The 11,291-nt window shown below is 65.9% G+C and carries 10 protein-coding genes; 7 read left to right on the top strand and 3 right to left on the bottom strand.

What is annotated here, in order from left to right; genetic code table 11:
- The first annotated feature begins 214 nt into the window (after positions 1-214).
- Positions 215-1,561 carry an NAD(P)/FAD-dependent oxidoreductase gene (locus tag A5699_RS19600; RefSeq protein ID WP_067772552.1) on the top strand — a complete coding sequence of 449 codons (1,347 nt, stop codon included), beginning with the start codon at positions 215-217 and terminating at the stop codon, positions 1,559-1,561.
- The gene (locus A5699_RS19595; RefSeq protein WP_067772550.1) at positions 1,558-2,466 is read left to right on the top strand and encodes an alpha/beta hydrolase; all 909 of its coding nucleotides are present in this window, start codon (positions 1,558-1,560) and stop codon (positions 2,464-2,466) included. Before A5699_RS19600 ends, A5699_RS19595 begins: the two co-directional genes overlap by 4 nt.
- Positions 2,467-2,545: 79 nt before the next feature.
- On the opposite strand, the gene A5699_RS19590 is transcribed toward A5699_RS19595, so the two are convergent.
- The 3 genes from A5699_RS19590 to A5699_RS19580 are packed head-to-tail and all read right to left on the bottom strand — an operon-like array spanning position 2,546 to position 6,078.
- Positions 2,546-4,036: a class I adenylate-forming enzyme family protein gene (locus A5699_RS19590; protein WP_082957787.1), complete on the bottom strand. Its 1,491-nt coding sequence runs from the start codon at positions 4,034-4,036 to the stop codon at positions 2,546-2,548.
- Between the two features lie 8 nt (positions 4,037-4,044).
- Positions 4,045-4,866 (bottom strand): mycofactocin-coupled SDR family oxidoreductase, encoded by an 822-nt coding sequence (locus A5699_RS19585; RefSeq protein ID WP_067772544.1) that lies wholly within the window; start codon positions 4,864-4,866, stop codon positions 4,045-4,047.
- Positions 4,867-4,896: 30 nt separating this feature from the next.
- A complete protein-coding gene (locus tag A5699_RS19580; protein WP_067772542.1) occupies positions 4,897-6,078 on the bottom strand; it encodes an acyl-CoA dehydrogenase family protein in 1,182 nt (393 codons plus the stop codon).
- A 114-nt stretch (positions 6,079-6,192) separates the two neighbouring features.
- Here A5699_RS19580 and fabG point away from each other — a divergent pair, with 114 nt between their 5' ends.
- The 5 genes from fabG (at position 6,193) to A5699_RS19555 (ending at position 11,290) form a co-directional block, all read left to right on the top strand.
- Complete coding sequence (gene fabG, locus A5699_RS19575) at positions 6,193-6,933, top strand: 3-oxoacyl-ACP reductase FabG (protein WP_067772540.1); 741 nt, start codon at positions 6,193-6,195, stop codon at positions 6,931-6,933.
- On the top strand, positions 6,930-8,150 hold the full coding sequence (locus tag A5699_RS19570) for an acetyl-CoA C-acetyltransferase (protein WP_067772538.1): 1,221 nt from the start codon (positions 6,930-6,932) through the stop codon (positions 8,148-8,150). Before fabG ends, A5699_RS19570 begins: the two co-directional genes overlap by 4 nt.
- Entirely contained in the window at positions 8,147-9,340 is a 1,194-nt protein-coding gene (locus tag A5699_RS19565; RefSeq protein ID WP_067772536.1) for an acyl-CoA dehydrogenase family protein, read from the top strand. The genes A5699_RS19570 and A5699_RS19565 overlap by 4 nt, the downstream gene beginning before the upstream one ends.
- Positions 9,341-9,343: 3 nt before the next feature.
- On the top strand, positions 9,344-10,012 hold the full coding sequence (locus A5699_RS19560; protein WP_067772530.1) for a GntR family transcriptional regulator: 669 nt from the start codon (positions 9,344-9,346) through the stop codon (positions 10,010-10,012).
- A gap of 90 nt (positions 10,013-10,102) precedes the next feature.
- The gene (locus A5699_RS19555) at positions 10,103-11,290 is read left to right on the top strand and encodes a CaiB/BaiF CoA-transferase family protein (RefSeq protein ID WP_067772527.1); all 1,188 of its coding nucleotides are present in this window, start codon (positions 10,103-10,105) and stop codon (positions 11,288-11,290) included.
- Position 11,291: the final 1 nt, after the last annotated feature.

Raw genomic sequence — 11,291 nt, 5'->3', positions numbered from 1 at the left:
CAGACACAAACTGAGCCAGACACCAGATGATCCAGACCCAACCACCGCAACGCGGCAAAATCCAGACTGACACTGAGTCACAAACCCGCACCAAAACTGGGCTTTTGGTGCGGGTTTATGTCTGTTCGTGCGCTTTCTGACAGTTGTCAGAATCCGTTGACGCCCGTCAAACGCTGCTGTTAGTGTTCTGCATCACAACGTGAGGAGCACTGGGTTGGCGCATTCACTTCCGCGGACGGCGATCATCGGCGCAGGCATCAGCGGGCTCACCGCCGGGAAGATGCTCAAGGACTACCGGGTGCCGTACACGACGTTCGAGACATCGGACCGCGTCGGCGGCAACTGGGCCTTCCGGAATCCGAACGGACACAGCAGTGCCTATCGCTCCCTGCACATCGACACCAGCAAGCATCGGTTGTCGTTCAAGGACTTTCCGATACCCGAGCACTTCCCGTCGTTCCCGCATCACTCCGACATCAAGGCCTATCTCGACGCCTACGCGAACGCCTTCGGAATGCTCGACCACATCGAGTTCAACAACGGCGTGGTGCATGCGGCCCGTCGCGACGGCGGCGGATGGGAGATCGAGGACCAGGCCGGTGCCCGCCGCGAGTTCGACCTGCTCGTCGTCGCCAACGGTCACCACTGGGATCCGCGACTGCCGGAGTTCCCGGGAACATTCACCGGTGCGTCGATCCATTCCCACCACTACATCGACCCCACCGAGCCACTCGAGCTGACCGGCAAGCGAATCCTGGTGGTGGGTATCGGTAACAGTGCCGCCGACATCACCGTCGAGCTGTCGTCGAAATCGCTGCAGAACCGGGTGACGCTGTCCACCCGTTCGAGCGCGTGGATCGTGCCGAAATACATTGCCGGACAACCGGGTGACAAGTACTTCCGCACCAACCCCTACATTCCGTTGTCGTGGCAGCGCAAGCTGGTGCAGTTGATCGCGCCTGCCCTCGGCGCCGATCCGACGATGTACGGGTTGCCCGCGCCGAATCACAAACTGTTCGAGGCACACCCGACGCAATCGGTGGAATTGCCGCTGCGGCTCGGCTCCGGTGACGTCATCCCGAAACCCAATGTGTCCCGATTGGACGGTGACACCGTGCATTTCGAGGACGGCACCAGTGACGTCTTCGACGTGATCGTCTATGCCACCGGCTACAACATCACGTTCCCGTTCTTCGACCCGGGACTGATCAGTGCTCCGGACAATCACATCCGGCTTTATAAGCGGATGTTCAAGCCCGGCATGGACGATCTGGTGTTCATGGGTTTTGCGCAGGCCATCCCGACACTGTTCCCGTTCGTCGAGTGCCAGTCCCGGCTGCTGGCGGCCTATGCGGTCGGTCGATATGCACTGCCCTCGGCAGCGGAGATGGAGCGGGTGATCGACGCCGATCAGCAGCTGCACGCCGGACACTGCACCGACCGGCCTCGGCACACCCAGCAGGTGGACTACTTCTACTACGAACACGACATCCGCGCCCGTGAATTGCCCGCCGGTGCGAAGCGGGCTGCCGGCAGAGAGCGTGTGGGGGTGACGGCATGACCTACACCGAGCTCACGTTCTACTCGGCGGGTGAGCGGTGCAGTGCATGGCATTTCACCGCCGCGGGCGACGGCTTCACCGGCCCGTCCGGGCGGCCGGTCGTGGTGATGGCACACGGCTTCGGTGGCACCAAGGATTCGGGACTGCAACCCTTCGCCGAACGGTTCAGTGAAGCCGGCCTGGACGTGCTGGCGTTCGATTATCGGGGTTTCGGCGCCTCCGAAGGGCAACCGCGCCAAAGTGTTTCGGTCGAGCGGCAGATGGCGGATTACACCGCCGCGATCACCGCGGCCCAAGGCCTACCGGGTGTCGACCCTCGGCGGGTGGTGTTGTGGGGCTCGTCGTTCTCCGGCAGTCATGTGCTGCGGGTGGCTGCGCAATGTGCCGACGTGGCCGCCGTGATCGGGATGACGCCGTTGACCAGTGGGCTGGCCGCCAGCCGGGCGGCGGTGGCGCACCGCGACGTCGCATCAGCGCTGCGCTGGACGCTGGCGGGGGTGAAGAGCCGAGTGGCGGTGGCCCGTGGCGGGCGGCCGACATTGATGCCTCTGGCGGCCAAACCGGGGGAGGCCGGCGCACTGGCGCTCGAGGGTGCGTACGACAGCTACACCGCGATCGCCGGACCGACGTGGCGCAATGAGGTGGACTCGGCGATTGGCATGGAGCTGGTGCAGATCCGCACCGGCGCCGCGGCCAAGGCGCTGAAATGCCCGGTGCTGATTCAGATTGCCGATTTCGACCGGTTCGTGCCGGCCAATTCGGTGATGAAGACGGCGGTGCAGGCCCGCGCGCAGGTCCATCACTACCCGTGCGATCACTTCGACGTCTGGCCGGGACACGACTGGTTCGAGACCGCCGCCGACGACCAGGTGAAGTTCTTGACCCGCACGTTGGTCACGGCGTGACTTTCCCCCGCGAGCAGACACAAAACCGTAGCTTCTTACGCGAAAAAGTGCGGTTTTGTGTCTGCTCGCGGGGGAAAAGTTAGGGGCGGTACAGCGCGGCGACGTCGTCGGGCCGCACCTTGAGCGCCGCATTGCGCGGGAGTGCGTCGACAACCGTCACGGCCACCGGCACGTGATGGCTCGGGAGTGCTTCACGGACCAGGTCTTTCAACTCGTCCTCGGTCGGCGCCACAGCGCCTCGTCTCAGCTCAACTGCGGCGAACGGCACCTGACCCAGGCGGGCATCGGGGACACCCACCACGCAAGCGTCGAGCACGCTGGGGTGTGAGATCAGTACCCGCCGAACCGTTTCCGGAAGAATCTTGAACCCACCACGGTTGATCGCGCCGTCGCCCCGGCCGTGCAGGGTCACGAACCCGTCCTCGTCCATCGACGCCAGATCCGTGGTGCGCACCCAGTCCGGTCCGATGACCTCGACGCTGGCTTCCAGCAGTCCGGCGCTGCCGGTCGGCACCTCGGCCCCGGTGTCCGGGTCGACGATACGAACGCGCACGCCGGGTAGGGGAGGGCCCACGCTGTCGGGTTTGTCGGCGCCGTAGCGCCGATATAACTCCGGTGTCCAGCTGCACACCGAGCCGGCGAATTCTGTTGCCCCATAGGCCCACAGCAGTGGGATTCCGTAGCGGCTCTCGAATTCCGCGCGCAGTTCCGGTTCCAACGGGCCGGAGCCGCCGGACAACCCCTCCAGGGAGGCCAGGTCCTCGGGCGCGACGTCGGCCTGCAGCAACATTCGGATGATGGCCGGTTGCACTCCGGCCCGGGTGATCCGGTGTGTCTTGACGGCGCGTACCCACGCGTCGACGCTGAATTTCTCCAGCAGCACCATGCGTTTACCCGCGCATGGCGCGGCCAACAGTTGGCAGACGCCGATGCTGCCGAACGGCCAGTACACCAGGGCCGGCGGGGTGTCCGGCCCGACCGCTTCGGTGCCTGAGCCGATCGTCATGCTCAGCACGGTGTGGGCAAGAACCTTGGTGGCCACCGGGATTCGCTTGGGTGGGCCGGTGGTGCCGCTGGTCAGGATGTGCAGGCCGGCCTGCTCCAGCTTCGGATCGTGACGACGGCCCGGCTGCCGGGGTGCCGTGACCGCGACCGTAAGGGGATCGTCGGACAGCGAGAGGACGGCCGAGCCCACTGAGCGCACCGCGGTGTCGAGTTCCGGTGTCAAATCGTCGACCTCGGCCAGGATCGCCGGCAATTTCAGGCTTTCGACGTCCCGCGCGATCCCGGAGGCCGATTGATACGAGTAGATCATCACCACCGGCCGCCGGCCGGCGATAAACCCTAGGATGGCTGCGGCGTGTGGCACGTGGTTGCGTACCACGATGCCGACCGGCTCATCCGTCGTGACTCCGGCGGCAGTCAGGGCGCCGTCGATGCACTCGATGAAATCCGTGATGGCGTTGCCCGAGTACCACTTTCGGGCAAACTCGATGAACGGCCGATCGCCGTACCGCTTGAGTCCGGCTGCCAGCGCGTCGGCGAAGTCGGTACCGATGGGGCTGGACACGGCGGGTCTCAGAACTGGGTGGAGCCCAGGTCGACGGCCACCTTGCTGGCGGTGACGAACCGCGACTCGTCACTGGCCAGCCAGCAGGCGGCGTCGGCGATGTCCTCGGGTTCGGCGATCCAGTCCGGCAGGAACGGTGTGACCATCTGCATCAAACCGGGGTTGGTCTCATTGGCCCGGTTGAGTGCGGCCATCATGTCGCCGGTGCCCATCGGGGTGTTGACTGCGCCGGGATGCAGGCTGTTGACCCGGATTCGGTGCTTGCCCAATTCGGCAGCGAAGGCGCGGGCCAGGCCGGTGACACCGTGCTTGCTGGCGGTGTAGTGCACCATGAACGGCTGCATCTTGATCCCGGCCGCGGAGCTGATCAGGATGATCGAGCCGCCGCGGCCGCCGTCGATGATGTGCTTAGCCCCGGCGATCACGGTGTTCCAGGTGCCCGTCAGGTTGATGTCGATGACGTCGCGGAACGATTCGGGGGTGGTCTCGTTCCACGCCTCGGGCACGGTGATGCCGGCATTGGCGACGATGATGTCGAGCCGACCGAACTCGGCCACCCCCTTGTCGACCACGGCCCGCAGCGCGTCGAGATCGCGAGTGTCGGCGGTGGCAGCCAGGATTCGCTTACCGGTGGCCTCGACCAGGCGCACGGTTTCGGCCAGGTCTTCGGGGGTCGCCGAGTCGTAGGGCACGCTCGGCGGCAGCGGCGCGGCGATGTCGATCGCGATGATGTCGGCGCCCTCCTTGGCCATTCGGACGGCGTGTGCGCGTCCCTGGCCACGGGCAGCTCCGGTGATGAACGCGACCTTTCCGGCCAGCCGCTCGGTCATGAATTCTCCTTAAGGGGTCTGCGGATGGGTTCAGAGCTGACGTTGGGCGGCCTTGACCAGCCCGCCGCCGATGATGAGTCGCTGGATCTCGCTGGTGCCCTCATAGAGGCGCAGCAGGCGGACCTCGCGGTAGATGCGCTCGACCGGTACCTCACGCATGTAGCCGGTACCGCCGTGGATCTGGACCGCGAGATCGGCGACATTGCCGGCCATTTCGGTGCAGAACAGCTTGGCGGCTGACGGGGCGATGCGACGGTCTTCGCCGGACACCCACTTGGCGGCGGCATCGCGCACCAACGCACGTCCGGCCATTACTCCGGTCTGCTGATCGGCGATCATCGCCTGCACGAGTTGGAAACTGCCGATCGGTTGGCCGCCCTGGGTGGCCGCGGCAGCGTAGGCAACCGATTCGTCGAGGGCGCGTTGGGCGGATCCGACGGCGAGCGCGGCGATGTGGACCCGGCCCCGGGCCAGGGAGGTCATGGCGGCGCGGTAGCCGACGTCCTCGCTGCCGCCGACGAGCGCGGCGTCGGGCACCCGCACGTCGGTGAAGGTGACATCGGCGGTCCAGGCGCCTTCCTGGCCCATCTTGGCGTCCTTGACGCCGACCTCGACACCGGCTGCCTCGGCCGGCACCAGGAACACCGCGATACCCGCTCCGTTTTCGTCGGCGGGCCGGGTGCGGGCGAACACCACGAACAGGTTGGCGGTGGGGGCGTTGGTGATGAACCGCTTCTGGCCGTCGATCACCCAGTCATCACCGTCGCGAATAGCCTTGGTGCGCAAGCCTGCCGGGTTGGATCCCGCTCCGGGTTCGGTCAGCGCGAAGGAGGCCACGACGTCACCGGAGGCAATGCCCTCCAGCCATCGGGTCTTCTGTTCGTCGGTGCCGAAGCCGACGAGAACCTGCCCGGCGATGCCGTTGTTGGTGCCGAACATTGATCGCAAGGCCAGCGAGGTGTAGCCGAATTCCATTGCCAGCTCGACGTCTTGGGCCAGGTTGAGACCCAAGCCGCCCCACTGTTGGGGGATCGCATAGCCGAACAGCCCCATGTCCTTGGCTTGCTGGCGAAGGTCGTCGGGCACCTTGTCGGTGGCCAGGATCTCGTTCTCGCGCGGCACCACGGCGGTGCGGATGAAGCTGCGGGTCTGCGCCAAGATCTCGGCGAAATCCTCGTCGCTGACTTCGGCGGGGGCCGCGGTGGTGGTCACAGGGCAGGCTCCATTTCTTCGCGCGGAATCCGGCGGGGTGATGACTTGCAATATCGTATATGAAATATGATCCTAGGCTGACAGAGCCCCCGGGATCGAAAGTTAGGTGATCAGGTGTCGTTGCTGACCGGTCAGACTGCAGTGGTGACAGGCGGTGCCCAGGGTCTTGGCCTGGCCATTGCGCGGCGTTTCATCGACGAGGGCGCCCGGGTGGTGCTCGGCGACGTCAACCTCGAGGCCACCGAGGCTGCCGCCCAGGAACTCGGTGGCCCGGACGTCGCGACGGCGGTGCGCTGTGACGTCACGTCCTCCGCTGAGGTCGAGGCGCTCGTGCGGGCCGCCGTCGAGCGATTCGGCGGGCTGGACATCATGGTGAACAACGCGGGCATCACCCGTGACGCCACCCTGCGCAAGATGACCGAGGAGCAGTTCGACCAGGTCATCGCGGTGCACCTGAAGGGCACCTGGAACGGCACCAAATCGGCGGCAGCGATCATGCGGGAAAACAAGCGCGGCGCGATCGTCAACATGTCCTCGATCTCGGGCAAGGTCGGCCTGGTCGGCCAGACCAACTACTCGGCGGCCAAGGCCGGCATCGTCGGCATGACCAAGGCGTCGGCGAAGGAACTCGCGTATCTCGGGGTCAGGGTCAACGCCATCCAGCCGGGGCTGATCCGCTCGGCGATGACCGAGGCTATGCCGCAACGGATTTGGGACGAGAAGCTGGCCGAGATCCCGATGGGTCGTGCCGGTGAACCCGATGAAGTGGCCAAGGTGGCGCTGTTCTTGGCCAGTGACCTGTCGTCGTACATGACCGGGACCGTGCTCGAGGTGACCGGCGGTCGGCACGTATGAGCACTCCCGAGGCGGTCATCTGCGAACCGGTCCGCACCGCGATCGGCCGCTACGGCGGCATGTTCAAGTCGTTGAGCGCCGTCGACCTCGGCGTCGTCGCCCTCAAAGGCCTGTTGGAACGCACCGGGGTGGCACCGGATCAGGTGCAGGACGTGATTCTGGGCCACTGCTATCCCAACAGTGAGGCCCCGGCCATTGGCCGCGTGGTGGCACTCGACGCCGGCCTGCCGATCACAGTCCCCGGGATGCAGGTCGACCGGCGCTGCGGCTCCGGGCTGCAGGCCGTGATCCAGGCCTGTATGCAAGTCCGCAGCGGTGACAACGATCTGGTGATCGCCGGCGGCGCCGAAAGCATGAGCAACGTCGCGTTCTACTCCACCGACATGCGCTGGGGCGGTGCACGTTCCGGGGTGCAGATCCACGACGGCCTCGCCCGCGGTCGTACGACCGCCGGTGGACAGTTCTACCCGGTGCCCGGCGGCATGTTGGAGACCGCCGAGAATTTGCGTCGCGAGTACGGCATCACCCGCGCCGAGCAGGACGAGCTCGCGGTGCGGTCGCATCGCAGCGCGGTGGCCGCCCAGGAATCCGGCGTGCTGACCGAGGAGATCATCCCGGTGACCGTTCGCGACCGAAAAGGCGAGCAGCTCATCGACACCGATGAGCACCCCCGTGCCGACACCACGGTCGAGGTTCTGGCCAAGCTCAAACCCGTTCTGCTCAAACAGGATCCAGAGGCCACCGTGACGGCCGGGAACTCCAGCGGTCAGAACGACGCCGCGTCCATGTGCATCGTCACCACCCCGGAGAAGGCCGCCGAGCTCGGACTGAGGCCGCTCGTGCGGCTGGTGTCGTGGGGTTCGGCCGGGGTGGCGCCCAACGTCATGGGCATCGGACCGGTGCCGGCCACCGAGGCGGCTCTGGCCAAAGCCGGTCTGCAACTGAGCGACATCGATTTGATCGAACTCAACGAGGCCTTCGCCGCCCAGGCGCTCGCCGTGATGAAGGAGTGGAAGTTCGGCGACGCCGACTTCGAGCGCACCAACGTCCGGGGGTCCGGGATCTCGCTGGGGCATCCGGTGGGGGCGACGGGCGGCCGCATGCTGGCCACCCTGGCCCGGGAGCTCGATCGGCGTCAGGCCCGCTACGGGTTGGAGACCATGTGCATCGGCGGCGGCCAGGGGCTCGCCGCGGTTTTCGAGAGGGTGGCATCGTGACCAGACTTGCGCAGACGCTGGGACTCACCGAGTTCCAGACCGAGATCGTTGCGACGGTACGGCAATTCGTCGACAAAGAGGTGATCCCGACCGCGCAGGAGCTCGAGCACTCGGACACCTACCCGCAGGCCATCGTCGATCAGATGAAGGACATGGGCCTGTTCGGGTTGATGATTCCCGAGGAGTACGGCGGGCTCGGCGAATCGCTGCTCACCTACGCGTTGTGTGTCGAGGAGCTGGCGCGCGGTTGGATGAGCGTGTCGGGGGTGATCAACACCCACTTCATCGTCGCGTACATGATCCGGCAGCACGGGACCGACGCGCAGAAGCAGAACTTCCTGCCCCGCATGGCCACCGGCGAGACCCGCGGGGCGTTCTCGATGTCCGAGCCCGAGCTGGGTTCGGACGTGGCGGCCATTCGGACCCGGGCCGCCAAACAGCCCGACGGCGATTACCTCATCAGCGGTCAGAAGATGTGGCTGACCAACGGTGGCAGTTCCACCCTGGTGGCCGCGCTGGTGCGCACCGACGAGGGTGCCGACAAACCGCACCGCAACCTGACGGCGTTCCTGGTCGAAAAGCCCACTGGCTTCGGCGAAGTCGTTCCGGGACTGACCATTCCGGGCAAGCTCGACAAGCTCGGCTACAAGGGCATCGACACCACCGAGTTGATCTTCGATGGTTACCGCGCCAGCGCGGACGACGTTCTCGGTGGCGTGACCGGCCAGGGCTTCTTCCAGATGATGGACGGGGTCGAGGTCGGTCGCGTCAACGTCTCGGCCCGCGCCTGTGGCGTCGGGATCCGGGCCTTCGAGTTGGCGGTGCGCTATGCGCAGCAGCGGGAGACGTTCGGCAAGCCGATCGCCGAGCACCAGGCGGTGGCCTTCCAATTGGCCGAGATGGCAACCAAAGTCGAGGCCGCCCACCTGATGATGGTCAACGCCGCCCGCCTCAAGGACTCTGGTGAGCGCAACGATGTCGCCGCGGGGATGGCGAAGTACCTGGCCAGTGAGTTCTGCTCGGAGGTCACCCAGCAGAGCTTCCGGATCCACGGCGGGTATGGCTACTCCAAGGAATACGAGGTCGAGCGGCTGATGCGGGATGCCCCGTTCCTGCTGATCGGGGAGGGCACCAGCGAGATCCAGAAGAACATCATCAGCAAGCGGCTGCTCTCCGACTATCGGGTCTGAGCCGTGTCCATCCCCGATTTCGCTTCTCGGCCACAGTTGGCCGAGGACGTGGCGCGGCTGATCCGGAGACGGATCTTCGACGGCACCTATCCGGCAGGCAATTACATCCGGCTCGAGCAACTCGCGGCCGAGTTGGGAATCAGCGTGACGCCGGTGCGGGAAGCGTTGTTCGGCCTGCGCACCGAGGGACTGCTGACCCAGCAGCCCCGCCGCGGGTTCCTGGTGCTGCCGGTGACCCGCCGCGACATCGATGACGTAGCCGGTGTCCAGGCCCACATCGGTGGTCAGCTGGCGTCGCGGGCCGCGGCGCAGATCACCGACAGCCAGCTCGACGAACTCGACCGGATTCAGGGTGAGCTGGAAGATGCCTACGCGCACAATGATCATGAGGCGGCGGTCCGGCTCAACCACGCATTCCACCGCGGGGTCAATCGCGCGGCCGAGTCACCAAAACTGGCCCAACTGATGTCCCAGATCACCCGGTACGCACTGGAATCGGTGTACCCGACGGTCGAGGGTTGGCCCGAACAGTCCACCCACGACCATCGCCGGATCCTCGCCGCGCTGAGGGAGCGGGACGGGGATTCGGCCCGTGCGGCGATGGCCGAGCATCTGTGTGCGGCCTCCAAACCGCTCACTGATCATCTCGACCGGCTCGGCGTGCTGGAGTAGCGATTTATCCCGCGAGCAGACACAAACCCGTACATCTCGGTGCAAAAATGTACGGGTTTGCGTCTGCTCGCCGAAGGAAGGTGAGCCAGGATGGCAGGGGTTCTCGACGGGATCCGCGTGCTCGATTACGGCAGGTTCATCGCCGCACCGTGGTGCAGCGCGATCCTGGCCGATATGGGAGCCGACGTGTTGCGGGTGGAGAAACGTGAAGGCGGCGAGGATCGTTGGGTGCAGGCGGTCACCGAAGGCGGTGAGGGCGGCACGTTCCTGCAGTGCAACCGCAACAAGCGTTCCCTGACCCTGGACTCCACGACGGCCGAGGGCGCCGAGATCACCCGCCGGCTGGTGGCGAGCGCTGACATCGTGATCGCCAACATGCCGGCTGCTGGGATGCGTTCCAGCGGGCTGGATTACGAGACCCTCAAGGCGGTCAAGCCGGACATCATCCTGGCCAGCGCCACCGCCTACGGAGAAGGCGGACCCTACAGCGAGAAGATCGGCTTCGACGGGGCCGGGCAGGTGATGTCGGGAGCGGTGTACCGACAGGGCCTGCCGGACCAGCCGATCCGAACGGTGGTGCCGTATGCGGACTTCGGCACCGCGCTCACGTTGGCGATCGGGGTGATGATGGCGCTGTATCACCGCGACAAGACCGGCGAAGGCCAGCACGTCGAGGGCGCGCTCCTGCCCACCGCCCTGATGCTGTCGAATGCGTTCTTGATCGAGCGGGAACTGCTGCAGGTCGACAAGCCTCGGATGGGCAACAAGGGGGCGTCGGTCGCCCCGTGCGACCTCTACCGCACCGCCGACGACCAGTGGGTGCTGCTGCAGGTGGCCGGACAACCGATGTTCAAGCGGTGGTGCCGGCTGGTGGGGCGCGAAGAACTGTTCGACGACCCACGCTTCGCCAACGACGACATCCGCTGGGCCAACGGCGACATCCTCAACGACATCATGGCGCAGTGGTGTGCCGACAAGACCAAGGCTGACGTGTTGGCGTTGCTGGAAAAGGCGAAAATGCCTGCCGCACCGCTGCATTCCACGCAGGACGTCCTCGACGATCCGCATGTGCAGGCCATGGGCTACCTACAGCGCGTGCCGTTCCCCGGTGCATCACGGGACGTGCCGATCATCGAGACGCCGTTCCGGATGTCGGCGACCCCGGGGACGATCCGCCGACGAGCCCCGCTGTTGGGCGAGCACACCGACGAGGTGCTGTCCGAGATCGGTTATGACGCAGCGCAGATCGCCGAGCTGCGGGCGAACCAGATCGTGTGAC

This window comes from Mycobacterium sp. E802, assembly GCF_001666875.1.
Classification (GTDB): Bacteria; Actinomycetota; Actinomycetes; order Mycobacteriales; family Mycobacteriaceae; genus Mycobacterium.
Note: the sequence above shows the minus strand (reverse complement) of the source record. Positions and strands in the feature narration are given on the sequence as shown.